Raw genomic sequence first — 26523 nt, 5'->3', positions numbered from 1 at the left:
GTCACAATCCCTCCGGTCCTTTTGGTGGCCTGCGGAGCAGCGTCATTCGGGACTCCTGCGGGATGAGTGGCATGTTGATGACATGCGCGACCGCTCGCGCAGGGTCGATGCGAACGTAGTTTGCTTGCCCCCATTGGAATTCCTGGCCGGTGATTTCGTCGCGCACCCAGAAACGCTCATAGGGCTCCATACCCAAAGCCGCCATATCCAAAAACAGCGTGGCTTCCTCGGGCCCGAACGCGTTGAGCGTGACGACCATCAGCACACAGTCGCCGGTCGCCGGGTCGAATTTGCTGTAGGCCAGTAGCGCATCGTTGTCGATGGCGTGGAAATGGATGGTACGCAACTGCTGCAGCGCGGGGTGTAACCGGCGAATGGAGTTGAGCCGGGTGATGAACGGCTCGAGCGACCGCCCTTCGGCCAGCGCGCCCGCGAAATCACGAGGCCGCAGTTCGTATTTCTCGGAGTTCAGATACTCCTCGCTGCCTTCCCGCACCGCGCGGTGCTCGAAGAGCTCGTACCCCGAATACACGCCCCAGGCCGGACCCATGGTCGCCGCCAGCACCGCCCGGATCGCGAACATGCCGGGGCCGTTGTGCTGCAGGATGGCGTGCAGGATGTCGGGGGTGTTCACGAACAGGTTGGGGCGCCGAAAGTCCGCGGCGGCGGCGATGGCGTCGCCGAACTCGGTGAGTTCCTGCTTGGCCGTGCGCCAGGTGAAGTAGCTGTAGGACTGCGTGAACCCGAGCTTCGCCAATCCGTACTGGCGGGCCGGCGGCGTGAAGGCCTCCGAGAGGAACAGCACATCGGGGTCGATGCTCTTCGCCTGGGCGATCAGCCATGCCCAGAAGTTCGGCGGCTTGGTGTGCGGGTTGTCAACCCGAAAGAACTTGACGCCGTGGTCCATCCAGTGCCGGACGACGCGCAGCACCTCGTCGTAGAGGCCCGCCGGGTCGTTGTCGAAGTTGAGCGGATAGATGTCTTGATATTTCTTCGGCGGGTTCTCCGCATAGGCGATGGTGCCGTCGGGCAGCTCGGTGAACCATTCACGGTGATCGCGGGCCCACGGGTGGTCCGGGGCGCACTGCAACGCCAGGTCCAGCGAGACCTCCATGCCCAACTCGCGCGCCGCGGCGACGAAGGCGTCGAAGTCTTCGATGGTGCCCAGGTCCGGGTGGACGGCGTCGTGGCCACCCTCGTCGCTGCCGATTGCCCACGGAGAACCAACATCGCCGGGAGCGGCGGTGGGAGAGTTGTTGCGGCCCTTGCGGTGCACCTTGCCGATCGGGTGGATCGGCGGTAGGTACACCACGTCGAACCCCATTGCGGCGATGCGCGGAAGCTCGGCGGCCGCCGTCGCGAACGTGCCGTGGACGGGCTTGCCCTCGGCGTCCCACCCCCCGGTCGAGCGGGGGAACATCTCGTACCAGGAGCCGAAGCGGGCGAGCGGCCGGTCCACCCAGACCCCGTACTGCTCGCCCCGGGTGACCAGATCGCGCAACGGATACTCGGCCAGGATCTCGTCGATTTCCGGCCCCAGGGCCAAGGCGGTGCGGGTGATCGGATCCCCGGGGCTCCGCAACGCCGTGGCGGCCGCCATCAGTGGTTCGCGCCTGGCGCGCGGCACGCCCGTGGCGGCGCGCTCGAGCAGCGCTGCCCCGACCAAGAGGTCATTGGACAGTTCCGTCTCGCCCTGGCCGGCCTCGAGCTTGGCTACCAGGCCATGCCGCCAGGAGTGGATCGGGTCCCCCCAGCCATCGACTCTGAATGTCCACAGGCCCACCCGGTCGGGCGTGAATTGCCCGTGGAAGACGTACGGCTCGAGGCCCAACGTCATCGGCAGCAGCAGCGGCTTGATCCGTTGCTGATCTCCCGCACCGTCAACTTCCGTCGCGATCTTTACCGGGGCCTGGACCGCTTTGATTCGGCGGGTTTCGCTGACCTGCGGATAACGCGGTCCGAGGTACCGCACGACCAGGGTCGCGGCGACAGCCTCGTGGCCCTCACGCCATACCGCCGCGCTGACCGGGACGGTCTCGCCGACCACGGCCTTGGCGGGATACGCGCCGCAGGAGACGACGGGTTGTACGTTATCGATCTCGACACGACCAGGCACAACACTCCGTTCCGATTTGCCGGCTCCTCCTCGGTCCGCTTTCGCGGACCGCATCGTCGCCGACTGGTTCCGATTTGCCGGCTCCTCCTCGGTCCGCGTTCGCGGACCGCATCGTCGCCGACTGGTTCCGACTCGCCGGCTCCTCCTCGGTCCGCTTCGGACCTCGCCGACTGGCTCCGATTGTCTGCGGCCAGACCGCGGTGCGCTCCGTCGCGGAATGCCTCTCGTCTGGCGAAACTTCCTGTCGTGGGGAACTTCCTCTGCGGGGAAGCACCGTTGCGGCCCCAATAACTAACCGATACCCAGCCTAGTGTCCGGTCACACCCTCGGCGGGAAAAGCGGTCTCCACCGACGCCGTGCATGGGGCGAAATCCTCAGTAAGGTAAGGACGCGTGAAAGCCCTCCGCCGCTTTACCGTCCGCGCTCACCTCCCCGAACGGCTGGCCGCGCTGGATCAGCTGTCGACCAACTTGCGATGGTCATGGGACAAGCCGACCCAGGACTTGTTCGCGACCATCGACGTCGGCCTGTGGGAGCGCTGCGGCTCTGATCCGGTGGCGTTGCTGGGCGCGGTGAATCCGGCACGACTCGACGAGCTGGCCCTCGACGAAGCATTCCTGGGCCGACTCGATCAGTTGGCAGCCGACCTCAACGACTACCTGAGCCGTCCGCTGTGGTACCAGCAGCAGCAAGCCGAAGGCGTGGCGATGCCGACGGCCATCGCCTACTTCTCGATGGAGTTCGGCGTCGCCGAGGTGCTGCCCAATTACTCGGGCGGCCTGGGCATCCTCGCCGGGGACCACCTCAAGTCGGCCTCGGATCTGGGGGTGCCCCTGGTGGCCGTGGGCCTGTACTACCGGTCCGGCTATTTCCGCCAGTCGCTGACCGCCGACGGCTGGCAAAACGAGACTTACCCGTCGCTGGACCCGCAGGGCCTGCCGTTGCGGCTACTCACCGATGCCGCCGGCGATCCCGTCCTGGTCGAGCTGACGCTTCCCGACTCCGCCCAGCTGCACGCGCGGATCTGGGTTGCTCAGGTGGGCCGGGTGCCGCTGCTCCTGCTCGATTCCGACGTCCCGGAGAACGAGCACGAGCTGCGCGGCATTACCGACCGGCTGTACGGCGGTGACCAGGAACACCGGATGCGCCAAGAGCTGCTGGCCGGCATCGGCGGCGTGCGGGCGATCCGCGCGTTCACCGCCATCGAAGGCCTGCCCGCGCCCGAGGTGTTCCACATGAATGAGGGGCACGCGGGATTCCTCGGAGCCGAACGCATCCGCGAGTTGATGACCGATGCCGGCTTGGACTTCGACACCGCGCTCGCCGTCGTGCGATCCAGCACCGTGTTCACCACTCACACTCCGGTGCCCGCGGGTATCGACCGGTTCCCGATCGACATGGTGCGGCTCTACTTCGACGGCCAGATCGAGGACGATCCCGGCAAGAAGAAAGCCGGCGGCAAGGGCGCGCCCGCGCTGTTGCCAGGCGTACCGACGGCCCGGATTCTCGCGCTCGGCGCCGAGGACGACCCGACCAAATTCAACATGGCGCACATGGGTCTGCGGCTGGCGCAGCGGGCCAACGGCGTCTCGTTGCTGCACGGTGAGGTGAGTCGGGCCATGTTCAACGAGCTGTGGTCCGGGTTCGACGCGGACGAAGTGCCGATCGGGTCGATCACCAACGGGGTTCACGCGCGCACCTGGGCGGCGCCGCAATGGTTGCAGTTGGGGCGTGAGTTGGCCGGGTCGGATTCGTTCGGCGATCCCGGCGTCTGGCTTCGGCTGAACCAGGTTGACGCGGGCCATCTTTGGTGGATCCGCTCGCAATTGCGGTCGCTGCTGGTCGAGGACGTCCGGCAGCGGCTGCGGAAATCCTGGCTGGAACGCGGCGCATCGGACGCAGAATTGGGCTGGATAGCAACGGCATTCGATCCGAACGTGCTTACCATTGGGTTCGCCCGGCGGGTGCCCACGTACAAGCGGCTGACGCTGATGCTGCGCGACCCGGAGCGGCTCGAACGCCTGCTGCTCGATGAGGACAGGCCGATTCAGCTGATCGTCGCCGGAAAGTCGCACCCGGCCGACGACGGGGGGAAGGCGTTGATCCAGCAGGTGGTGCGCTTCGCCGACCGGCCGGCGGTACGCCACCGCATCGCGTTCTTGCCCGACTACGACATGTCCATGGCCCGGCACTTGTACTGGGGTTGCGACGTTTGGCTGAACAACCCCCTGCGGCCGCTGGAGGCCTGCGGCACCTCCGGGATGAAGAGCGCGCTCAACGGTGGGCTGAACCTGTCCATCCGCGATGGTTGGTGGGACGAGTGGTACGACGGCGAAAACGGTTGGGAGATACCGTCTGCCGACGGTGTGGCCGACGAGGCTCGCCGGGACGACCTGGAGGCCAGCGCGCTCTACGACCTGCTGGAGCAGGCCGTGGCGCCCAAGTTCTACGAGCGTGACGAACACGGGGTGCCGCCACGCTGGATCGAGATGGTGCGGCACACACTGCAGACACTCGGCCCGAAGGTGCTGGCCTCGCGCATGGTGCGCGACTACGTCGAGCAGTACTACACGCACGCCGCGCAGTCGCTGCGCAGGACCGTCGGGCCCGCCGAGGACGGTGCGGACGGCGCTGAGTTCGGCGCGGCACGCGAGGTGGCCGACTACCGTCGGCGCGCCGAGGAGGCCTGGCCCAAGATCATCATCACCGATGTGGACAGCACCGGGCTGCCGGATACGCCGGTGCTCGGCTCCAAGCTGACCCTGACCGCCACCGTGGCGTTGGACGGGCTCGCGCCGGACGAAGTCACGGTCCAAGCGGTGGTGGGTAGGGTCGACGGCAGCGACGCGCTGCTGGATCCGGTCACCGTTGAGATGTCGTATACCGGGACCGCCGAGGGCGGCAATCAGGTGTTCTCGACGACGCTGTCGTTACCGCTGGCCGGGGCGGTCGGGTACACCGTTCGCGTGCTGCCCCGCCACCCGATGCTTTCCTCCAGCACCGAGCTGGGTCTGGTCACTCTGGCCCGCTGACATCACGCGGGAAGGCCCTCCGACGCGGTGCGCAGCCGCTCGAGCGCGGCGCGGACCTGCGCCGGATTGGTGGTCTGCCAGAACGGCGGCAGCGAGGCACTCAGGTAACCGCCGTAGCCGGCGGTGACCATCCGCGAGTCCAGCAACGCGACCACACCGCGGTCGGTGATGCGGCGCAACAGCCGACCCGAGCCTTGCGCCAGCAGCAACGCGGCGTGGCTGGCGGCGACCGCCATGAAGCCATTGCCGCCACGCGCGGCCACCGCTCGCTGGCGGGCGCCCAGCAGCGGGTCGTCCGGCCGCGGAAACGGGATGCGATCGATGAGCACCAGGGACAGGGACGGCCCCGGAACGTCGACGCCCTGCCACAGCGACAGCGTGCCGAACAACGAGGTCCGTTCGTCGGCGCTGAACTGTTCCACCAGCGCGGAGGTGCTGTCGTCACCCTGACACAGCACCGGCGTCGATAACCGTTGGCGCATGGCCTCGGCGGCGGCCCGCGCGGCGCGCATCGATGAGAACAACCCCAGGGTCCGCCCGCCGGCCGCGGTGATGAGCTCTTCGATTTCGGTGAGCTGCTCGGCCGACCCGGTGCCGTCCCGGCCAGGAGGCGGCAGGTGGGCGGCGACGTAGAGGATTCCTGCCTTGGCGTGCTCGAACGGTGAGCCGACGTCGACGCCCCGCCAGGGCACCTCGGCATCGGCGCCGGTCAGCCCCCACGCCGCGGCCATCGCGTCGAACGACCCGCCGATTGTCAGGGTCGCCGAGGTCAACACGGTAGTGGAACGGGAGAACACCCGGTCGCGCAGCAGGCCCGCGACCGACAGGGGTGCCACCCGCAACACCGGGCGCAACGCCCCCCTGTTGTCCTCGTGATCCAGCCACACCACCTCGGTGCGATCCGGAATGGCGGGGGCGAACGACGACAGGACCCGCGAGGCGGTATCGGATATCTCGCTCAGGGCGGCTATCGCTTCGGCGCGCGCGGCGGCCGCCTTCGCGTCGCTCGTGGTGTCGATCGCCGAGCGTGCCGCGCCGGCCGCGTCGCGCAGGGCGGTCACGTACGTCGCCAGCTCCTCGTCGAGGCGGTCGATGCGACCCGGCGTGCCGTCGTGGATCGCCGCGGCGAAGTTGGCGGTCGCCGCCTCCAGCCGCTGCGTCAGCTCGGGGTTCACCAACCGGGCGATCCGTCGCGCCGCGACGCCGAGGGCGGCCGGCGTCAGCTCCGCGGTCGCCACCGACGTCACCCGGTCGACCAACTCGTGGGCCTCGTCGACAACCAGCAGCGCGTGTTCGGGCAGTACCGCGGATTCGGCGACGGCGTCGATGGCGAGCAGCGCATGGTTGGTGACCACGATGTCGGCGGCGCCGGCCCGGCCGCGCGCCCGTTCGGAGAAGCATTCGGAGCCAAACGGACAACGGGCCACACCCAGGCATTCCCGTGCCGAAACGCTGACCTGGGACCAGGATCGATCGGGCACACCGGGTTTCAGGTCGTCGCGGTCGCCAGACTCGGTCGTCGACGCCCAGGTGGTGAGCCGCTGGACGTCACGCCCCAGGGCGGTGGCCGCGATGGGATCGAAAAGCTCCTCCTGCGGCCGGTCACCGGGGTCTTCCTCGGCCTCGGCGCCGCCATTGTGAATCTTGTTCAGGCACAGATAGTTTCGGCGCCCCTTGAGCAGCGCGAACTGCGGGCGGCGCGGAAGGGCGTCGGCGATCGAATCGATCAGCCTGGGCAAGTCCCGATCGACGAGCTGTCGCTGCAGCGCGATGGTGGCCGTGGACACGACGACGGGCGAGTCGTCGTCGATGGCGCGGACGATTGCGGGCACCAGGTACGCCAGCGACTTTCCGGTGCCGGTACCGGCCTGCACGACGAGATGCTCGCCGGTGGCGAACGCCCGCGCGACGGCGTCGGCCATCTGGAGCTGGCCGCTACGCTCACTGCCGCCGAGCGCGGCCACGGCGACGGCCAGCAACTCGGGCACGGACACTTCGGACGTGGTCAGCCCCTTTTGCTCTGCTACCGGCGGCCGGCGGGGATCAGCGTGGTCGGGATCGCGGGTTCGCCGTGGGAGAGGTTCAGCCCTTCCCAGGGCAGACTGCGCAGCCCGGAAGCTACCAGTTCACGCGCCGCGGCCACATTCGGTTTGGACACCACGTCACCACCGCGGACCAGGGGGACGGTCAACACCCGGGACGGCTCGGTGACCGGGGGCCGGCGGCCCGCCGGATACACCAGCTCCTCGGTGGCGGTCCCGGATGTGCGCGTCAGGCGCAGCGCCTCCTTGCGGCCGCCGCGGGATTCCTTGTGGCTGCTGCGCTTTTGCACCGGCATTCCGTCGACCTCGACCAGTTTGTAGACCATGTTCGCTGTCGGCGCGCCCGAACCCGTCACGAGCGACGTGCCGACGCCGTAACTGTCCACCGGTTCGGCGCCCAGCGCGGCAATCGAGAATTCGTCGAGGTCGCCGGACACCACGATGCGGGTCCCGGTGGCTCCCAGGCCGTCGAGCTGCTCGCGGACCTGGCGGGCCAGCACGCCCAATTCCCCGGAGTCGATGCGGACCGCGCCGAGCGACTCCCCGGCGGCGGCCACGGCGTTGGCCACGCCGGTCGTCACGTCGTAGGTGTCCACCAGCAGCGTGGTGTCGACACCCAGCGCGTCGACCTGCGCGCGGAAGGCGGCCAGTTCGGTCACTTCGGCGGGCTCTTCGGTCGCGTGCAGCATGGTGAACGCGTGCGCCGACGTGCCCTGCGCGGGAATTCCGTACCGGCGCTGAGCCTCGAGATTGGAGGACGCGGCGAAGCCGGCGATATAGGCCGCACGCGCCGCGGCGACCGCGGCGTGCTCATGCGTTCGCCGCGACCCCATCTCGATCAGCGGACGATCCCTGGCCGCGCTCACCATTCGCGCCGCTGCCGACGCGACCGCCGTGTCGTGATTGAAGATCGACAATGCCAGCGTCTCCAGCACGACACACTCGGCGAACGTGCCGGTCACCGACAACACAGGAGAGCCGGGGAAGTACAGCTCACCTTCGGCGTAGCCGTCGATATCGCCGCGGAACCGGAAATCGCGCAAGTAGCGCAAGGCATCTGGATCCAGGAATTGCGCCAGCAATTGACACGCCTCATCGTCGAAGCCGAACTGCGGCAACGCTTCGAGCAGGCGCCCGGTCCCGCACACCACGCCGTAGCGACGCCCCTCGGGTAGTCGGCGCGCGAACAATTCGAAGGTCGTCGGGCGATCGGCGGTACCGTCTCGCAGCGCCGCCGCCAGCATCGTCAACTCGTACTTGTCGGTAAGCAGCCCAGTCACGACCGGGTCGTTCATTCCATAACGGTATCGGCTGGCATCGGGGGCTCGGAAACCTCATCGGTCCCTCGGTATCCTGGGGGCCATGGTTGTTATGTCAGCGCCCACTAAGCCGGGCACTACAGGACAACGCGAGTCCGCTCCGGTAGACGTCACGGCGAGTCCGTGGGTCACGATCGTGTGGGATGACCCGGTCAACCTGATGACCTACGTGACGTATGTGTTCCAGAAGTTGTTCGGCTACAGCGAGCCGCACGCCACCAAGCTGATGCTGCAGGTGCACAACGAAGGCAGGGCGGTGGTGTCGGCCGGCAGCCGGGAGTCCATGGAAGTCGACGTGTCCAAGCTGCATGCCGCCGGGCTGTGGGCGACGCTGCAGCAGGACCGCTGACACTCGGGGCTGCGGCGATTACCTGTGCGCAAATGGAAGCGCGTCGAGACCGCGGACGGTCCCCGTTTTCGGTCCGCCCTGGCGTCGCACGAGGCCGCCCTGCTGAAGAACCTGGCAACCGCCATGCTCGGGTTGCTCGACGAGCGTGAATCATCCTCGCCCGCAGACGAACTCGAGCAGATCACCGGCATAAAGACCGGAAACAGCGATCCGCCGAAGGACCCGACCCTGCGCCGGCTGTTGCCCGACTTTTTCCATCCCGACGACGATGACCCGTCGGCTTCCGACGCCGCCGATAGCCTCAACGCCGCGCTGCGCAGCCTGCACGAGCCCGAGATCATCGGCGCCAAACGTCTTGCGGCGCAGCGGATGTTGGACACCGTTCCGCAAGACGGCGGCCGATTCGATCTGACCGAGGAGGATGCCAACGCCTGGGTGGCGGCGGTCAACGACATTCGGCTGACGCTGGGGGTGATGCTCGAGGTCGGGCCGGAGGGGCCGGAGCGGCTGCCCGCCGACCACCCGCTGGCCGTGCACTTCGACGTGTACCAGTGGTTGACCGTCTTGCAGGAATACCTCGTCCTGGTGCTCATGGGGTCCCGATGAGCACCGACGGCGGCCGGGCGAACGCCATCACCGACGTCGGAGGCATCCGCATCGGTCACCATCATCGACTCGACCCCGACGCGTCCATGGGCGCCGGATGGGCGCGCGGCGTCACCGTCGTGCTGACCCCGCCGGGGACCGTCGGGGCCGTCGACTGCCGCGGCGGCGCGCCCGGTACCCGGGAGACCGACCTGCTGGATCCCGCCAACACCGTCCGCTACGTCGACGCGGTGCTGCTCGCCGGCGGCAGCGCCTACGGTCTGGCCGCCGCCGACGGCGTGATGCGCTGGCTGGAAGAACGCGAACGCGGCGTGGCGATGGACGGCGGGGTGGTGCCCATCGTGCCCGGCGCCGTGATCTTCGATCTGCCGGTCGGTGGCTGGGATCGCCGCCCGACGGCGGAGTTCGGCTACCTGGCCTGCGAAGCCGCCGCGAGCGGCGGGGGTGCGCCGGCCGTCGGGAACGTCGGCGCCGGCGTCGGGGCGCGGGCCGGGGTATTGAAGGGCGGGGTCGGGACGGCTGCTACGACGCTGCCGTGCGGGGCGACCGTTGGCGCGGTGGTCGTGGTGAACTCGGCCGGCGAGGTCGCCGACCGGGCCACCGGCCTGCCATGGATGGCGGACCTGATCGAGGAATTCGCGTTGCGACCACCGCCGGCGGAGGAGATCGACGCCTTCGCGCAGTTGCCGACCGCGGCGACCCCGCTCAACACCGTCATCGGCGTCGTGGCGACCGACGCAGCGCTGAGCGCGGCTGCGTGCCGGCGCGTCGCCGTCGCCGCGCAGGACGGCCTGGCCCGTACGGTCCGGCCGGCGCACACCCCGTACGACGGCGACACCGTGTTCGCGCTGGCCACCGGGGCGGTAGAGGTGCCGCCCCCGCCGGACGCGCCCGCCTCGTTTTCGCCGGAGATGCGGCTGGCGGCGGAGGTCGGTGCCGCGGCGGCCGATTGTCTGGCGCGCGCGGTGTTGATCGGCGTGTTCGCCGCGGATTCGGTAGCCGGCATACCGACCTATCGCGACGTGTTGCCCGGGGCGTTTGCCCGATGAGAAGTTCTCCTCAGTTCGCGCCGGTAACCTGCAGCTATGGGTAAGACCACCGGGCGCCCCGGCACACCGGCGACGTCTGCGAAGCGTCCCGCGTGGGTGGTCGGCGCGGCCACGATCCTCACCTTCGTCGCGCTGCTCTACCTCATCGAGCTCATCGACCAGCTGACGCGGCACTCCCTGGACGAGAACGGCATCAGACCGCTGGAGGCCGACGGGCTATGGGGGATCGTCTTCTCCCCGGTCTTGCACGCGAGTTGGCAACATCTAATGGCCAACACGGTGCCGCTGTTGGTGCTGGGATTCCTCATGACGCTCGCCGGCCTGAGCCGGTTCGTCTGGGCCACCGCGATCGTGTGGATCCTCGGCGGCTTCGGTACTTGGCTGATCGGGGACGTGGGCAGCTCATGCGGACCGACCGATCACATCGGGGCTTCCGGCCTGATCTTCGGCTGGCTGGCCTTCCTGCTCGTGTTCGGGATCTTCGTGCGCAGGTTCGCGGACATCGCGATCGGGCTGGTGGTTCTGTTGGCCTACGGCGGAGTGCTGCTGGGCGCCATGCCGGTGCTCGGCAGATGCGGTGGCGTCTCGTGGCAGGGGCACCTGTGCGGTGCGATCGCCGGCGTCGTCGCCGCTTATTGGTTGTCCGCGCCCGAACGCAAAGCCCGGGCGAAGAGAAAAGCCGGCGCCGCCACGCCGCGTCCCAAGACATGACGTCGCCGTTGGCGCCCGTCGGGATCTTCGACTCCGGCGTCGGCGGGCTGACCGTCGCGCGGGCCATCATCGACCAATTGCCCGACGAGGACATCGTCTACGTGGGCGACACGGGCCACGGGCCATACGGTCCGCTCACCATCCCAGAGGTCCGCGCGCACGCCTTGGCCATCGGGGACGACCTTGTCGGGCGCGGGGTGAAGGCGTTGGTGATCGCGTGCAACACCGCGTCCGCGGCTTGCCTGCGGGACGCCCGCGAGCGGTATGACGTACCGGTCGTCGAGGTGATCCTGCCGGCGGTGCGTCGTGCCGTCGCCACGACGCGCAACGGGCGCATCGGTGTCATCGGCACCCGCGCGACCATCAACTCGCACGCGTACCAGGACGCGTTCGCCGCCGCCCGCGACACCGAGATCACCGCCGTGGCCTGCCCGCGCTTCGTCGACTTCGTGGAGCGCGGGGTGACCAGTGGGCGCCAGGTGCTCGGGCTGGCCGAGGGCTACCTCGAGCCGCTGCAACGCGCCCAGGTCGACACCCTGGTGCTCGGGTGCACGCATTACCCACTGCTGTCGGGATTGATCCAGCTGGCGATGGGCGAGCAGGTGACGCTGGTGTCCAGCGCCGAGGAAACCGCCAAGGAGGTACTGCGCGTACTCACCGAGCGCGATTTGCTGCGTCCGCACCCGGACGATCCCGACGCCGCCCCGCCTTCCCGAGTCTTCGAAGCCACCGGCGACCCCGAGGCGTTCACCAAGTTGGCCGCGCGATTCCTCGGTCCTGCCGTCACCGGCGTGCAACCCGTTCACCACGTGCGGATCGACTAGTGAGGATCATGGCGACCCGTCTCGCCCGGCTTCGCCGCGCTGACGATCGCCACGTGCCGATGGCGAGATTCTCATCACACCAATGCGGCGATGTTTTCGTCACGGTCCTATCGGGCATGGCACAGTAGTGTCCGTGCGAATAACCGTGCTCGGCTGCTCGGGCAGCGTGGTAGGGCCGGATTCGCCCGCGTCGGGATATCTGCTTCGGGCACCGGATACACCGCCGATGGTCATCGACTTCGGCGGCGGCGTGCTGGGCGCGCTCCAGCGCTATGCCGATCCCGCCTCCGTGCACGTGCTCTTGTCCCATCTGCACGCCGACCACTGCCTCGATTTGCCCGGCCTGTTCGTGTGGCGGCGCTACCACCCCTCGCGGCCGGACGGCAAGGCGTTGTTGTACGGGCCCGGCGACACCTGGTCCCGGCTGGGCGCGGCGTCATCGCCGTACGGCGGTGAAATCGACGACTGCTCAGACATTTTCGACGTTCGGCACTGGGTCGACGGCGAACCGGTCACGCTCGGCTCGCTCACGGTGACGCCGCGGGTGGTCGCCCACCCGACCGAGTCGTACGGCCTGCGGATCACCGATTCGACCGGCGCCTCGTTCGTCTACAGCGGTGACACCGGCGTCTGCGACCAACTCGTCGAGCTGGCGCGGGACGCCGATGTCTTCCTCTGCGAGGCCTCCTGGACCCACTCGCCGGACCGCCCGCCCGCTCTGCATTTGTCGGGCACCGAGGCCGGCCGGATCGCGGCGCAGGCCGGCGTTCGCGAGCTGCTGCTGACCCACATCCCGCCGTGGACGTCCCGCGAGGACGTGATCAGCGAGGCCAAGGCCGAGTTCGACGGCCCCGTGCATGCGGTGGTGTGCGGCGAATCTTTCGATATCCGCCGCTCTGAAAGGGTCTGAGCAAGCCGCGCGTGAGTTGGCTTAGGGTTACCGGGTGACCAGACGAGAAGACGGCCGCCTTGACGACGAGCTTCGCCCCGTAGTCATCACCCGCGGATTCACCGACCACCCGGCGGGGTCGGTACTCATCGAATTCGGCCACACCAAGGTGATGTGCACCGCCAGCGTCACCGATGGGGTGCCGCGCTGGCGCAAGGGGTCGGGGCTGGGATGGCTGACCGCCGAGTACGCGATGCTGCCGTCGGCAACCCATACGCGCTCCGATCGCGAATCCGTGAAGGGACGGCTGTCCGGGCGCACCCAGGAGATCAGCCGGCTGATCGGCCGGTCGCTGCGGGCCTGCATCGATCTTGCGGCGTTGGGGGAGAACACCATTGCCGTCGACTGTGACGTCCTGCAGGCCGACGGCGGCACCCGCACCGCCGCCATCACGGGCGCGTTCGTGGCCCTGGCCGACGCCGTGACCTACCTGGCCGCGGCGGGCAAGCTGTCCGACCCGCGCCCGTTGTCGTGTGCCATCGCGGCGGTCAGCGTCGGGGTGGTCGACGGCAGGATCCGGGTGGACCTGCCCTACGAGGAAGACGCGCGGGCCGAGGTCGACATGAACGTCGTCGCCACCGACACCGGGACACTCGTGGAAGTCCAGGGCACCGGCGAAGGCGCGACGTTCCCGCGTTCGACGCTGGACAAATTGCTCGACGTGGCGCTGGCCGCTTGCGACAAGTTGTTCGCCGCCCAGCGCGAGGCGTTGGCGCTGCCGTATCCCGGTGAGCTGCCCGAGGGCTCTGCACCGCCGAAGGCGTTCGGCAGCTGACCAAGCTTCTGGCCGCCAGCGCCAAACCAGACTTGGGTTAGCTCGCGCCCGCCGCGATCACCTCGTCCACCTCGACGGCCCGGGCAGCCATCTCGGCGTGTGCCTTGTCCAGCGCCTCGGCCTGATCCTCATCGGCCTTCATCAACGCCTCGATGTTGGAGTCGGCCAGGTCGTGGACACCCATCTCCCTGAACGCCTTCTGTACCTTTTCGCCCCACAGCCCGATGTCCTTGACGATCGGCACGATGCGGCTGAACAGGTGCGAGCGGAACTGGATCATCAGCGGAGAGGTGTCGACCCAATCGGCACACTCTTGAACGTCCATGCCGAGGGTCGCGAAAACCTCTTCGCCGCGGAACCGGTCGCGCATCAGGTAGCAGGCGTCCACGACGAACTCTTCACGCTCGCCCCGCTCGGACTCGGTCAGCCCGGAATAGTAATCCTTCAGCGAGATTCGGCCGAAGGCGACGTGGCGGGCCTCGTCCTGCATGACGTAGGCCAGCAACTGCTTGGCCAGCGAGTCCGGCGCCGCCATGTCTCGCATCACCCCGAAGGCGGCCAGTGCGAGCCCTTCGATGAGTACCTGCATGCCGAGGTAGGGCATGTCCCATCGCGAATCGCGCAGGGTGTCGTCGAGCAGGGCGGTCAGATGCTTGTTGATCGGGTAGACCAGGTCGGCCTTGTCCTGCAGGAACCGCCCGAATGCCTCGACGTGGCGGGCCTCGTCCATGGTCTGGGTGGCGGCGTAGAACTTCGCGTCCAGGTCCGGGACGACCTCGACGATCTTGGCCGCGCACACCATCGCTCCCTGCTCCCCGTGCAGGAACTGCGAGAGTTGCCAGGCCTGGAAGTGCTGGCGCAACTCGGCGCGACCCGCGTCACCTGCGGCATCCCACATCGGGCTGCCGAACAGCGGATGAAATTCGTCGGGCAGCGCGAGTGGGTTCGTCGGGTCGACGTCTTGCGTCCAGTCGATGCGCGACTGGGCGTCCCACTGCTTGTCCTTTCCCTTTTGGTACAGGGAAAGGAGTCGGGCGCGGCCGTCGTCGTACTCCCAGGTGAAGCGCGCGTCGCCGGCGCTGGGAACCTCCCACGAGTAGGGGTCTGGCACCTCGGTGTACTTGTCCCTCGTGGTCATGAGTTGCCGCCTCTCTGCCCGGTATGACCAGTGGTCATATGACACGTATCACAGTGCGCCGCGTGCGGCGGCGCTGTCAACCCTGCTGAAGTGAGTCGGTTTGATCGGCTGGATGAGCCGCAGATGAGCTCCGCGTAGCACTCCGGCTAGTTTGTTGCCGTATGCATAGGTCGCTGTGCGGAGGTAATGGCCATGTTCCGGATTGACCGGTGACCAAGCTTCTGGTCGCCAGCCGCAACCGGAAGAAACTGGCCGAATTACGCCGGGTGCTCGACGCGGCCGGCCTGACCGGCTTGAGGCTGGTCTCTTTGCATGATGTGCCGCCCTTCGATGAGGCGCCCGAAACGGGCGCGACCTTTGAGGACAACGCGTTGGCCAAGGCGCGGGATGCATTCGCCGCGACGGGCCTGGCTGCGGTCGCCGACGATTCCGGCCTGGAGGTGGCCGCTTTGAACGGCATGCCCGGCGTGCTGTCGGCGCGCTGGTCGGGTGACCACGGCGACGACGCCGCCAACACCGCGCTGCTGTTGGCGCAGTTGCGCGACGTGCCCGACGAACGGCGCGGCGCGGCGTTCGTGTCGGCCTGCGCCCTGGCGGGACCGTCCGGCGAGGTCGTCGTCCGCGGGGAGTGGCTCGGCAGCATCGCCCGGGAACCGCGGGGGGACGGCGGCTTCGGGTACGACCCGGTCTTCATTCCAGCGGGTTCCGACCGCACCGCGGCCGAGCTCAGCCCCGAGGAGAAGGACGCGGTCTCCCATCGCGGCCGCGCCCTCGCGTTGCTAGTGCCGGCGCTGCGCGACCTGCCCTAGTACCTGCCCAGTGTGAAGCCAGCCGCACACTCGGCCTCGAGTGTGAAGCCAGCCGCGCACTCGAGCCCTACACGCCGAAACGGGCCTTCACGTCCCTGGTCTGGACTTGCTCGACGATGATGCCCAGGAGCGGGATGGTGCCGGCAAGGAGGACACCGATCGTCTTGGGAATTGGCCACCGCACCTTGACCGCCAGATTGAACGCCGTCAGGACATAGATGAAGTACACCCAGCCGTGGACCACCTCGATCCAGCGGATCTCGTGGTGCAAGACGAGATGCGAGACGATCTCGTAGCACAGCGCGATCAGCCAGAGACCCGTCGCCCACGCCATGATCCGGTAGCCGAGCAACGCGGTGCGGATCTTCTCCACGGGGAATGCCGACGCGGGTCTTTCCGGTGTGGTCATGCGGTGGTCCTGTTCTGTTTTTCGGTGTCTTGTTTGGCAAGTTCGGCCAGGTACGCGTTGTACTCCGCCAGCGCGGGGTCATCGGACGGCTGTTGCTTCGGTTTGGGGCGCTCGGGCAGCAAGCCGGCGGGTATCTCTGTGTCGGCAACGTCCTGCCGAGGCTCCGGCGGCATGTCTTCGTAGCGGACGTACTTGCGGTACGCGTACACGCAGAACCAGGCGAACAGCGGCCACTGCAGTGCGTAGCCGAGGTTCTGGAAGCTGCCCGAGACGGACTGGAACCTGGTCCACTGCCACCAGCCCAGCGCCAGGCAACCGCACGCCGCGACGATCACCAAGGCGATCAGCGCGGGCCTGCGACGATGGGTGGTGGACACCCCTCGAAGGTACCGCTCACGGTTTGGGTCCGACGAATTCGTCGCGGCGTGCGACCGCCGGGTCCGTTCGCGACCTGAGCGGTACGATCGGCACGCTGCGGGCGTGGCGAAATGGCATACGCGCCGGCTTTAGGTGCCGGTGCTCGAAAGAGCGTGAGGGTTCGAGTCCCTCCGCCCGCACCCTTATTTCGCGATCGCGAAGCGTCAAACCCTCCGTGCGGGGTACATGCAGTGCACGGATACGAGGAGACGCCATGGCTACCGGAGACCAACAACGCGATGAAGCCGTCACCGCACGAGACATAGAGCGCGCCGAACGCAGAGCCGCGGCCGCTCGCGAACGCGCTGCACACGCCGGGCTCTCGGCGGCCCGTAGCTTCGAGGAATCGGCCCGCAAACACGAACAAGTTGCGCGGGTGCAAGACAGCGCCGTCGAACAAGGCGTGTCGCACGTAGGCGTGCACCGCGAGTCGGCGGCTCACCATCGTGAATTCGCCGCCGAAGACCGCAAATTGGCCGAGCTGAAGCGCAAAGAGTCCGAGGCCGACCTGGCTATCGACTAGGCGTCCAGAAAGCGCGCGCGAACCTCCGGCGGCGGCAGCGGACACGTGTCGTACTTGCCGAAGATGCGGTAGCGGACGTCTGCGACCCTGTCGTAGAGCCAGTCACGTAGGGGGGTGGGGACGACGCGGGCAACCTCGAGCAGCTTCCACGGCCCGCCAAGGTAATCCACGACCCGCAACGCGGCTGCGGACCGCACTGCGACGCGTTCTCCCGGCTGGTCGGGCTCGTCAACGAACACCACGGAGTCCACGTCTTTGATGGACGGGTGCCGGGCAAACACTGCTTGGGCGAAGTCGCTGTCCAGCGCCGCAAAGCGCAGGGTGCCATGGTGATCGAACCGAAGTATGGTGCGCACCGCCGCGTTGCATACGCCGCAGACCCCGTCGTACAGCAACACGGGCGGCACCGTTTCGCTGCTCACGCTTTCCAGGCTACTGGCCCAACAGCCACACCGACTACGAGTTGACCTTTGGTAAGGCAATCCTTAGTTTGTGCGGTAACTTATCGAATGGCGGGTCCGCCGGGCCCCCGTTCGGTCAAGTCGTCGCGGAGTTGAGCGCCGCAGGAAAGGACCGCTGATGGCGCGCGGGTTCTCCGGTGTGATGTTGCGAAGCTTCGGCGCACGTGACCACGCCGCAACGGTGACCGAAACCGTCCAGATTGCGCCGCATTTCGTGCGGGTGCGCATGACGTCACCGACGTTGTTCGAAGACGTGGACGCCGAGCCCGCCGCGTGGCTGCGGTTCTGGTTTCCTGACCCGGACGGATCCAGCACCGAGTTCCAGCGCGCCTACACGATTTCCGAGGCGGACGTTTCCAGTGGCCGTTTCGCGGTCGACATCGTGCTGCACGAGCCCGCCGGACCGGCGTCGAAGTGGGCGCGCACCGTTCAGCCCGGCGCCACGATCGCCGTCATGGCGCTGATGGGCTCGTCGCGATTCGACGTGCCCGGCGAACAACCGGCCGGCTATCTGCTGATCGGCGACTCGGCGTCGATCCCGGGCATGAACGGAATCATCGGGGTCGTCCCCGACGACGTCCCGATCGAGATGTATCTCGAGCAGCACGACGACAACGACGTCCTGATCCCGATCACCCAACACCCTCGCCTGCAAGTGCACTGGGTGGTCCGACGCGACGAGAAATCGCTTGCCGCGGCGATTGATAACCGGGACTGGTCCAACTGGTACGCGTGGGCCACGCCTGAAGCGACGGTGCTCAAGCACGTGCGGACGCGGCTGCGCGACGAATTCGGCTTTCCCAAGTCGGTAGTACATGCCCAGGCGTACTGGAGTGCCGGGCGCGCGATGGGAACCCGCCGCGGTGACGAGCCGGAGCCGGTGAATAGCGTTGTCCCCGAGGCTGTTTCCCGACTAAACCCGCCCGACAACGCGCCCGCCCCCGTGGCCCGCGGAAGTTGGCGCGCCCAGGGTGGCGGCCGGTTGCTCGCGCCGCTGCGCTTGGCGCTGATCCTCTCCGGTGTGTTGCAGGCCGTCATCACGGTGGTGCAGCTGGCACCGTTCGTGCTGTTGGTCGAGCTGTCGCGGCTGCTGGTCGCCGGGGCGCCCGCGTCGCGACTCTGGGACGTCGGGATCGCCGCGGTCGCGCTGCTGGGAGCGGGAACGGTGCTCGGTGCCGGCCTGACGCTGTGGCTGCACGTCGTCGACGCGCGGTTCGCCGCCGACCTGCGTTCGCGGTTGTTGCGCAAGCTATCTCGGTTGCCACTGGGCTGGTTTACCGCTCGCGGATCGGGCTCGATCAAGCAGCTGTTGCAGGACGACACGCTGTCGCTGCACTATCTGGTCACCCACGCCATCCCCGACGCGGTCGCGGCGACCATCGCACCAGTCGCGGTGCTGGTCTACCTGTTCGTCGTCGATTGGCGCGTTGCGCTCGTGCTATTCCTGCCCGTCCTGGTGTACCTGGTGTTGACGTCGTCGCTCACCATTCAGTCGGGCCCGCGCATCCCCCAATCACAGCGCTGGGCCGAGAAGATGAGCGGCGAGGCCGGCGCCTACCTGGAAGGCCAGCCGGTGATCCGCGTCTTCGGCGGCGCGGCCGCGTCCAGCTTCCGGCGCCGCTTGGACGAGTACGTCGAATTCCTGGTCTCCTGGCAGCGCCCGCTGGCCGGCAAGAAAACGCTCATGGACCTGGTCACCCGCCCATCGACATTCCTGTGGCTGATCGCACTCACGGGCACCCTGCTCACCGTCACCGGGCGGATGGATCCGGTGAATCTCGTGCCATTCTTGTTGCTGGGCACCACCTTCGGTGCGCGACTGCTCGGGATCGCGTACGGGGTCGGCGGTATCAGCGCCGGCATGCTCGCCGCCCGGCGCCTGCAGAACACGCTCGACGAACCCGAGCTCGACGTGCGAGAGCAGGAGCAGTCCGGAGATTCCTCGGCGACAGTGGTGTTCGACGAGGTCAATTTCGGCTATCGACCGGATGTTCCAGTGATCCGGGGCGTTTCGCTGACGCTGCGGCCTGGCACGGTCACCGCGCTCGTGGGCCCCTCTGGGTCCGGCAAGTCGACACTGGCCGCCCTGCTGGCCCGCTTTCACGATGTCGACCAGGGCGCGATACGCATTGGGGGACAGGATATCCGGGCCATGACCGCCGACGAGCTCTACGCAAAGGTGGGGTTCGTCCTGCAGGAGACGCAGCTGGTGCACGGCACCATCGCGGAGAACGTCGCGCTGGCGGTCCCCGATGCCACCGCGGCACAAATCCAGGAGGCGGCGCGTCAGGCGCAGATCCACGACCGGGTCATGCGATTGCCCGACGGCTACGACACCGTGCTCGGCGCGGGAACCGCCCTTTCCGGCGGCGAACGACAGCGGCTGAGCATCGCCCGGGCGATCCTGGCGGATACCCCGGTGCTGATCCTCGACGAGGCCACCGCATTCGCCGACCCGGAGTCGGAATACCTTGTGCAGCAGGCGCTTAACCGGTTGACCCAGGATCGCACCGTTTTGGTGATCGCCCATCGGTTGCACACCATCACCGGAGCCGACCAGATCGTCGTGCTCGACCACGGCCGGATCGCCGAACTCGGCACCCACGAGGAGCTTCTTGCCGCCGACGGTCGGTATCGACGGCTGTGGGAGCGTGGCCGTCGAGACCCGGTCGCGGCCAGCACGGCTCAGGAGGGGGCGCCATGATCCGCACGTGGTTGGGCCTGGTGCCCGCGGATCGCCGAGCGAGCGTGATCGTCTACGCCGCGCTCGCCGTGCTCTCCGTGGTGGTGCGGGCGGTGGCCACCGTCCTGCTGGTGCCCCTGGTGGGCGCCCTGTTCGGCGACGCCCCGCACCGCGCGCTGATGTGGCTGGGCTGGCTCTCCGCCGCCACCGTGATCGGATGGGTGATCGACACGGCGACCGCGCGCATCGGCTTCGGGCTCGGCTTTGCCGTGCTCGACCACAGCCAGCACGATGTAGCGGACCGGTTGCCCGGCGTGCGGCTGGACTGGTTCACCGCCGAGCACACCGCGACGGCACGGCAGGCCATCGCCGCCACCGGGCCCGAACTGGTCGGCCTCGTCGTCAACCTGCTGACCCCGCTGATCTCCGCCATCCTGCTGCCCGCGGCCATCGGGCTGGCCTTACTGCCCATCTCATGGCAGCTCGGCGTGGCCGCGCTGGGCGGCGTGCCTATGCTGCTGGGGGCGCTGTGGGCGTCGGCGCGGTTGACGCGGCGCGCTGACGCCGCCGCCGACGAGGCCAATGGTGCCCTCACCGAACGGATCATCGAGTTCGCCCGCACCCAGCAGGCGTTGCGGGCCGCGCGGCGGGTTGAGCCCGCGCGGAGCCTGGTCGGCGACGCGCTGGCCGCACAGCACGGCGCGACCATGCGGTTGCTGTCCATGCAGATCCCGGGCCAGCTGCTGTTCAGCCTTGCCAGCCAGCTCTCCCTGATCCTGCTGGCGGGGGCGACCGCGGCGCTGACAGTAAACCGGACGGTCACGATCCCGGAGGCCATCGCGCTGATCGTCGTGATCGTTCGGTATCTCGAGCCGTTCACCACGATCAGCGAGCTGGCACCGGCGTTGGAGAGCACCCGCGCCACGCTCGAGCGCATTCGTTCCGTGCTCACGGCGCCCTTGGTGAGCTCCGGAGCCGCCGCGTTGACCGTCGCCGCGGCACCCCGCATCGAATTCGACGACGTTGAGTTCCGGTATGATGGAGCAACCGTGCCGGTGCTCGACGGAGTGAGCTTCACCTTGGCGCCGGGGACCACCACGGCGATCGTCGGACCGTCCGGATCGGGCAAGAGCACCATTCTGGCGCTGATCGCGGGGCTGCACGAACCCACCGGCGGCCGGGTGCTGATCGACGGCGTCGACGCGGCGACTCTGGACGCCGAAGCCCGCCGGGCGGTGAGCAGCGTGGTATTCCAACATCCGTACCTGTTCCACGGGTCGATCCGCGACAATGTGCTCGCCGGGGATCCCGGCGCCGACGATGGCCACTTCAACCGGGCTGTAGCCCTCGCCCGCGTAGACGAACTCATCGGACGCCTGCCCGACGGCGCCGACACGATCGTCGGCGAGGCCGGTTCCGCGCTGTCCGGTGGTGAACGCCAACGGGTCAGCATCGCGCGCGCACTGCTCAAGCCGGCGCCGATACTGCTGGTCGACGAGGCGACCAGCGCCCTGGACACCGAGAACGAGGCCGCCGTGGTCGACGCGCTCACCCTCGATCCCCGCTCACGCACTCAAGTGATCGTCGCGCACCGGTTGGCCAGCATCAGTCACGCCGACCGCGTCCTGTTCCTCGATGACGGCCGAGTGATCGAGGACGGAGCGGTCGACGAATTGCTCGCGGCGGGTGGGCGTTTCAACGAGTTCTGGCGCCAGCAGCATGAGGCCGCCGACTGGCGGATTCTCGCCGACTAGCTCACCGTGGTTGACCGCAGCACTTGCGGTATGCCTTACAGTTTGTCAGTCGGACGGAGCTGTCCGGGTACAGGAGGCGTGCTGTTCATGAGTGCTGTGGTGTCGATCCCGCGGTATCCCGGCGACGTGACCCCGCAATGGCTGTCGGCCGCGCTGAGTGGGCGTGGCGCCCCTGTCGAGGTCGCCGACGTCGACGTGGTCGCGATCGGCACCGGGCAGACCGGTGCCACCTACCGGGTGTGCGCCCGGTACGCGACGGACCCCGGTGACCTGCCGCAGACCTTCGTCATCAAGCTGCCGGCCCAGGACGACACCGTGCGCGACCGGGTCGTCATCGGATATCGCAGCGAATGCGCGTTCTACTCATCCGTGGCGGACCGGGTGCAGGTGCCGACGCCCCAGTGCTTCTACTCCGAGATCACCGAGGACGCAATGGATTTCGCGTTGCTGCTCGCCGACCAGGCGCCTGCAGTGCAGGGCGATCAGCTCGCCGGGTGCGGGGAGACCGAAGCGCGTCTTGCGGTCACCGCTCTGGCCGGGCTGCACGCGCCCAGCTGGTGTGATCCCGTCTGGCTCGACTTCCCGGGCATCGCGTTCGCCAGGCCGGACGAGGCCGGCGCCGGCGGCATGGGCGAAGTGGCGAAGATGAGCGCCGACATCACGCTGGGCAAGTTGGGCACCCGGATGAGCACCGAGGACCGTGAGACCTTCAGCGCGGCAATGGGTCTGGTCACACCGTGGCTGCTTTCCGAGTACGATCGGTTCGCCCTGCTGCACGGCGATTATCGCCTGGACAACCTGCTCTTCGATCCGGACCGGACGCGGGTCAGCGTGGTGGACTGGCAGACGCTCGGCGTCGGTTTGCCGGCCAGGGATCTCGCCTACTTCACCGCGACCAGCCTCAATTCGCAACTGCGCGCGAGCATCGAAGAGGGGCTCGTCGCCGACTATCACCGCGCCTTGGTGGCGTGCGGTGTCACCGGCTATGACCGCGAGACGTGTTGGCGTGATTACCGGCTCGGGGTGTTGCAGGCACCGCTGATCTCCGCACTGGGATTCGCGTTCGCGGCCGCCACCGAACGTGGCGACGACATGGTGCTGGCCATGCTCGGCCGCGGCTGCCAGGCGATCCGTGAGCTCGGAACGCTGGAGCTAATCGAGCACTGATCGGCGCGTTGCTTTGTGCGCCAGCTGCATCCGCGACGTGATCCCTAGCTTCGCGTACACATGGGTCAGGTGGGTCTGCACCGTGCGCGGGGAGATGAACAGCCGGTCGCCGATGTCCTTGTTGCCCAATCCCTCGCTGACGAGCCGGACGACGTCGCGTTCGGTCGGGGTGAGCGAGTCCCAGCCGCTGGGCGGACGTTTGCGTTCGCCGCGGCCGCGCCGCGCGTATGCGATCGCCTCGTCGGTGGACAGGGCGGCGCCCGCTTCCCACGCAGTGCTGAATTCCTCGTCGCTCAGGGCTTTACGAGTCGTTTCCACCGATGTCTCGTAGTCGGCGTCATACACGCGGAAGCGGACGATGCCGGTGCGCTTGCGGATCGAGTCGGCGGCCCCGAAGAGCCGTGCCGCTTCCATGTGGTTCCCGGCGAGGTGAGCCAGATGGGCAAGGCACTCCAAGAGGTCCGGAACGAACAGGTGCGCTCGCTGTTCGGCCGCACGGGCCAATGCGTCGTGGGCATCGCGTTCGGCCTGACCGGGCTCGTCTTCCGCTAACGCCACACGTGACCGGATCGCCAGCGCCTGCACGGCGAACCAGCCTCGCGCGCCGGCAACGCCTTCGTCGGCCAAGCGACGCGCGGAAGTGAGATCACCATGCGCCAGCGCGACTTCACCAGAGGGCTTGGCATTGATGGTCGCCACTGGCCAGTCGCCAAACCGCTCGCGAGCCGCCCCACTGGCCTCAGCGGCGGCGTCCACATCGCCGCTGGCGAGCGCCGCAAACGCCATCGACGAGTACACCACGGCCTCCATGTACCGGCCGATCTCGGCCGCGCCTTCGAGCGCCTCTATGGCGAGAGTGCGACCTTCGTCTGCCTGTCCGTGGTGGGCTAAGACGTGACATAAGCGCTCGCGGGCGCACACCTGCCAGATCAGAGCGTGCGCCGCATCCGCTTCGGTCAGCAATTCGCGAAGTTGCTCCGCCGCGCCGGAGACGTCCCCGAACACCAACTGCGTTCCGGCCAGACACCAACGGCATCCCCGTGAGTAGCCGTGGTCGAAGACGTCGTCCGCGAGGTCGCGGCCCTCCGTCGCGGCGGCGACCGCGGCCTCCACGTCTCCCGAGCCGATTATCGCGGTGAGCGCCTTGCTGTAGAGGAGCTGGCCCAGCCTCCACGGGTCGCCCTGTTCTCGGGCCAGGGTTTCCGCTTCGGATAGATAAGGTTGGGCCAGTTCGGACTTCCAGGCGGCAAGCCGCCCGCAAGTCGTGAGAGTGCGCGCCAACAGCGCTGGGTCGTCCACCCCACGCGCGATGGCCAGTGCGCGCTGGGCGCGCGCGAAGCTATCGGGGTCGCGCATGTTGTCCAGGAACGCCTTGTCCGCCAGGGCTCGCGCCAGCGCGCGGGGCGTCACCTCGGTGCCCGCCTCGGCGTCGGCCAGGGCGAGATCGAGCCAGTCGGACCCCTCCTTGAGGCGGCCCCGGGTGAGCCAATACGGCTGCAGTGAAGTAACCAGTTCCAATGCCCGATCGGTGTCGCATTTCTCGCGGCTCCACCCGAAGGCGGCCCGCAGATTGTCGATGTCGGCCTCGGCCCGGTCGAGCAAAATCTCCCGGCTTGTCTCGCCCGGGGCGTCGAGTTCGGCCGCCATCGCGGTGAAATGGTCACGGTGGCGATCCCGGACATCGACGGCCTCCGCCGACTCGCCGAGCTTCTCCTGCGCATACTGGCGGATCGTTTCGAGCAGTCGGTATCGCGTTGGACCGCCGGTGGATTCGGCGATCACCAGCGATTTATCGACAAGCAGTGCCAGCACATCCATCACCTGGTGTGAGGCCAGGTCGTTGTCGCACACCACATTTACGCAGGCTTCGAGGCCGAACCCGCCCATGAATACGCCGAGCCTGCGGAACAGAATTCGCTCCGGCGCGGTCAACAGCGCGTGCGACCAGTCCACCGATGCGCGCAACGTCTGCTGGCGGCGCACCGCAGTTCGCGATCCGCCGGTCAGCAATCGGAACCGGTCTTGCAGTCCGGCGAGAATCTCCGCGGGTGACAGCGCGCGAATCCGGGCCGCCGCCAGCTCGATCGCCAGCGGCATGCCGTCCAGGCGGCGGCAGATCTCGTCAATCGCGCGAGCATCGTCATCGTTGGCCTGGAAGCTCGGTTGCGCATGGCCGGCACGGTCGTTGAACAGTCGTACGGCTTCGTCCTCCAGCGACAAAGACGGGACTCGCCAAGTCACCTCGCCGTTCATGCCGATCGGCTCGCGACTCGTCGTCAGCATCGTCAATCGTGGGCAGGCCGCCAGCAGGGCCTCGGCCAGCGCCGCGCAGGCATCCAGCAGATGCTCGCAGTTGTCCAGCACCATCAACATCTCTCGGTCCCCGATGAACTGCAGCAGGTTCTTCTCCGGGGCACGCCCCGGCTGGTCCGGCAGACCCAAGGCGCGGGCGGTGGCAATGGGCACCAGGTCGGGGTCGGTGAGGGGAGCCAGGTCCACATAGCAGATTCCGTCGGTATAAGCGCCGCCGGCGGTGGCCGCAACCCGCACGGCCAGCCGGGTCTTGCCGACCCCGCCGGCGCCGGTCAGCGTCACCAGCCTGTCGCGCGCGAGAATGTCTCGCACCACGGCGATTTCCGCGTCGCGACCGACGAAACTGGTCAACTCGGCTGGAAGATGTTGGGTGGCAAGGGTTTCCCGCTTGCGAAGCGGAGGAAATTCGTTGCAGAGGTCGCGATGGCACAGTTGCACCACCCGCTCGGGACGGGGGAGGTCCCGTAGCGCATGGGTGCCGAGATCGCTCAACCACACGTCATCGGGAAGCGCGTCGGCCACCAAATCGCTGGTGGTGCCCGACAGCACGGTCTGGCCGCCATGCGCGAGCTCGCGAAGTCGTGCCGTCCGATTGATCGCGGGGCCGACGTAGTTGTTCTCGTCTCGCAGCTGCACCTCGCCCGTGTGCAACCCGATGCGCAGCCGCAGCGGCGCCAGGGGCGCACGTTGTATCGCGAGCGCGCATGCCACGGCGTCCGACGCTCGGGAGAACGCGATGACGAAGCTGTCACCCTCGCCCTGTTCGACTGGGCGGACGCCGTGATGAATGTTCACCAACTCGGCCAGCGTTTGGTCGAGGTTCGCGATCGCGGCCATCATCTCCGAGGGCTGAGAGTCCCACAATTGCGTCGACCCTTGGACGTCGGCCAGCAGCAGGGTGACGATGCCGGTCGGCAAGGGCTCGTTCATGGCCGCGTCGCTCCAGTCCAAGGGCGGCGTTTCCGCCCGTGGATCGATTTCGCTCATGTTAGCCAGCATGCGTAATCGCATGCGGCAAAACATCGGCGCATGCGCGTAGATTTCCGCCGGAAGCGCTATCGGCTACGGGCGGCGATC

21 protein-coding genes and 1 tRNA gene are annotated in these 26523 nt (G+C 68.0%); 14 read left to right on the top strand and 8 right to left on the bottom strand.

Annotated elements, in window-relative coordinates:
- Nucleotide 1 precedes the first annotated feature (1 nt).
- Nucleotides 2-2116, bottom strand: coding sequence for an alpha-1,4-glucan--maltose-1-phosphate maltosyltransferase (locus tag A5697_RS26260; RefSeq protein ID WP_231972188.1), 2115 nt, complete (start codon nucleotides 2114-2116; stop codon nucleotides 2-4).
- A 392-nt stretch (nucleotides 2117-2508) separates the two neighbouring features.
- On the opposite strand from A5697_RS26260, the gene glgP reads away from it, so the two are divergent.
- A complete protein-coding gene (gene glgP, locus A5697_RS26255; RefSeq protein WP_068012671.1) occupies nucleotides 2509-5148 on the top strand; it encodes an alpha-glucan family phosphorylase in 2640 nt (879 codons plus the stop codon).
- A gap of 2 nt (nucleotides 5149-5150) precedes the next feature.
- Here glgP and A5697_RS26250 read toward each other — a convergent pair whose 3' ends face one another.
- Together A5697_RS26250 and A5697_RS26245 are read right to left on the bottom strand one after the other, a co-directional pair.
- Complete coding sequence (locus tag A5697_RS26250; protein WP_068012669.1) at nucleotides 5151-7157, bottom strand: ATP-dependent DNA helicase; 2007 nt, start codon at nucleotides 7155-7157, stop codon at nucleotides 5151-5153.
- Nucleotides 7158-7171: 14 nt separating this feature from the next.
- The gene (locus A5697_RS26245) at nucleotides 7172-8485 is read right to left on the bottom strand and encodes a nicotinate phosphoribosyltransferase (RefSeq protein ID WP_068012668.1); all 1314 of its coding nucleotides are present in this window, start codon (nucleotides 8483-8485) and stop codon (nucleotides 7172-7174) included.
- A gap of 67 nt (nucleotides 8486-8552) precedes the next feature.
- Here A5697_RS26245 and clpS point away from each other — a divergent pair, with 67 nt between their 5' ends.
- The 7 genes from clpS (at nucleotide 8553) to rph (ending at nucleotide 13772) form a co-directional block, all read left to right on the top strand.
- Complete coding sequence (clpS, locus tag A5697_RS26240) at nucleotides 8553-8858, top strand: ATP-dependent Clp protease adapter ClpS (protein WP_067950984.1); 306 nt, start codon at nucleotides 8553-8555, stop codon at nucleotides 8856-8858.
- Between the two features lie 24 nt (nucleotides 8859-8882).
- Nucleotides 8883-9464: a DUF2017 domain-containing protein gene (locus A5697_RS26235; RefSeq protein WP_067950983.1), complete on the top strand. Its 582-nt coding sequence runs from the start codon at nucleotides 8883-8885 to the stop codon at nucleotides 9462-9464.
- Nucleotides 9461-10513 carry a P1 family peptidase gene (locus A5697_RS26230; RefSeq protein ID WP_068012666.1) on the top strand — a complete coding sequence of 351 codons (1053 nt, stop codon included), beginning with the start codon at nucleotides 9461-9463 and terminating at the stop codon, nucleotides 10511-10513. The genes A5697_RS26235 and A5697_RS26230 overlap by 4 nt, the downstream gene beginning before the upstream one ends.
- 36 nt (nucleotides 10514-10549) lie before the next feature.
- Nucleotides 10550-11224 carry a rhomboid family intramembrane serine protease gene (locus tag A5697_RS26225; protein ID WP_068012663.1) on the top strand — a complete coding sequence of 225 codons (675 nt, stop codon included), beginning with the start codon at nucleotides 10550-10552 and terminating at the stop codon, nucleotides 11222-11224.
- Nucleotides 11221-12048: a glutamate racemase gene (murI, locus tag A5697_RS26220; protein WP_067950980.1), complete on the top strand. Its 828-nt coding sequence runs from the start codon at nucleotides 11221-11223 to the stop codon at nucleotides 12046-12048. Before A5697_RS26225 ends, murI begins: the two co-directional genes overlap by 4 nt.
- A 127-nt stretch (nucleotides 12049-12175) precedes the next feature.
- Complete coding sequence (locus A5697_RS26215) at nucleotides 12176-12958, top strand: cyclic nucleotide-degrading phosphodiesterase (protein WP_067950979.1); 783 nt, start codon at nucleotides 12176-12178, stop codon at nucleotides 12956-12958.
- Between the two features lie 34 nt (nucleotides 12959-12992).
- Nucleotides 12993-13772: a ribonuclease PH gene (gene rph / locus A5697_RS26210; protein WP_067950978.1), complete on the top strand. Its 780-nt coding sequence runs from the start codon at nucleotides 12993-12995 to the stop codon at nucleotides 13770-13772.
- Between the two features lie 37 nt (nucleotides 13773-13809).
- Here rph and A5697_RS26205 read toward each other — a convergent pair whose 3' ends face one another.
- Entirely contained in the window at nucleotides 13810-14910 is a 1101-nt protein-coding gene (locus tag A5697_RS26205) for a ferritin-like domain-containing protein (RefSeq protein WP_068012662.1), read from the bottom strand.
- A gap of 209 nt (nucleotides 14911-15119) precedes the next feature.
- On the opposite strand from A5697_RS26205, the gene rdgB reads away from it, so the two are divergent.
- Complete coding sequence (rdgB, locus tag A5697_RS26200) at nucleotides 15120-15719, top strand: RdgB/HAM1 family non-canonical purine NTP pyrophosphatase (protein WP_068012660.1); 600 nt, start codon at nucleotides 15120-15122, stop codon at nucleotides 15717-15719.
- A gap of 67 nt (nucleotides 15720-15786) precedes the next feature.
- On the opposite strand, the gene A5697_RS26195 is transcribed toward rdgB, so the two are convergent.
- Entirely contained in the window at nucleotides 15787-16128 is a 342-nt protein-coding gene (locus A5697_RS26195; RefSeq protein WP_068012658.1) for a DUF3817 domain-containing protein, read from the bottom strand.
- On the bottom strand, nucleotides 16125-16505 hold the full coding sequence (locus tag A5697_RS26190) for a hypothetical protein (protein WP_067950974.1): 381 nt from the start codon (nucleotides 16503-16505) through the stop codon (nucleotides 16125-16127). The genes A5697_RS26195 and A5697_RS26190 overlap by 4 nt, the downstream gene beginning before the upstream one ends.
- 97 nt (nucleotides 16506-16602) lie before the next feature.
- Here A5697_RS26190 and A5697_RS26185 point away from each other — a divergent pair.
- Together A5697_RS26185 and A5697_RS26180 are read left to right on the top strand one after the other, a co-directional pair.
- Nucleotides 16603-16685 (top strand) — tRNA-Leu (locus tag A5697_RS26185).
- Between the two features lie 74 nt (nucleotides 16686-16759).
- Nucleotides 16760-17068: a hypothetical protein gene (locus A5697_RS26180; RefSeq protein WP_067950973.1), complete on the top strand. Its 309-nt coding sequence runs from the start codon at nucleotides 16760-16762 to the stop codon at nucleotides 17066-17068.
- On the opposite strand, the gene A5697_RS26175 is transcribed toward A5697_RS26180, so the two are convergent.
- Nucleotides 17065-17490, bottom strand: a complete 426-nt coding sequence (locus A5697_RS26175) for a thiol-disulfide oxidoreductase DCC family protein (protein ID WP_067950972.1) — start codon at nucleotides 17488-17490, stop codon at nucleotides 17065-17067. The two genes, A5697_RS26180 and A5697_RS26175, sit on opposite strands and share 4 nt — an antisense overlap.
- 157 nt (nucleotides 17491-17647) lie before the next feature.
- On the opposite strand from A5697_RS26175, the gene A5697_RS26170 reads away from it, so the two are divergent.
- The 3 genes from A5697_RS26170 to A5697_RS26160 all read left to right on the top strand — a co-directional run bounded on the left by A5697_RS26170 (nucleotide 17648) and on the right by A5697_RS26160 (nucleotide 23133).
- Nucleotides 17648-20233: an ABC transporter ATP-binding protein/permease gene (locus A5697_RS26170; RefSeq protein WP_068012657.1), complete on the top strand. Its 2586-nt coding sequence runs from the start codon at nucleotides 17648-17650 to the stop codon at nucleotides 20231-20233.
- The gene (locus A5697_RS26165) at nucleotides 20230-21966 is read left to right on the top strand and encodes an ABC transporter ATP-binding protein (protein ID WP_068012655.1); all 1737 of its coding nucleotides are present in this window, start codon (nucleotides 20230-20232) and stop codon (nucleotides 21964-21966) included. The genes A5697_RS26170 and A5697_RS26165 overlap by 4 nt, the downstream gene beginning before the upstream one ends.
- Nucleotides 21967-22053: 87 nt before the next feature.
- The gene (locus tag A5697_RS26160; protein ID WP_068012711.1) at nucleotides 22054-23133 is read left to right on the top strand and encodes a phosphotransferase family protein; all 1080 of its coding nucleotides are present in this window, start codon (nucleotides 22054-22056) and stop codon (nucleotides 23131-23133) included.
- Here the strand turns inward: A5697_RS26160 and A5697_RS26155 are convergent.
- A complete protein-coding gene (locus A5697_RS26155; RefSeq protein WP_231972187.1) occupies nucleotides 23119-26433 on the bottom strand; it encodes a LuxR C-terminal-related transcriptional regulator in 3315 nt (1104 codons plus the stop codon). The two genes, A5697_RS26160 and A5697_RS26155, sit on opposite strands and share 15 nt — an antisense overlap.
- Between the last annotated feature and the right edge of the window lie 90 nt (nucleotides 26434-26523).

It is taken from the genome of Mycobacterium sp. E3251 (assembly GCF_001666835.1).
GTDB lineage: Bacteria > Actinomycetota > Actinomycetes > Mycobacteriales > Mycobacteriaceae > Mycobacterium.
This window is presented reverse-complemented; position numbering and strand designations above follow the sequence as displayed.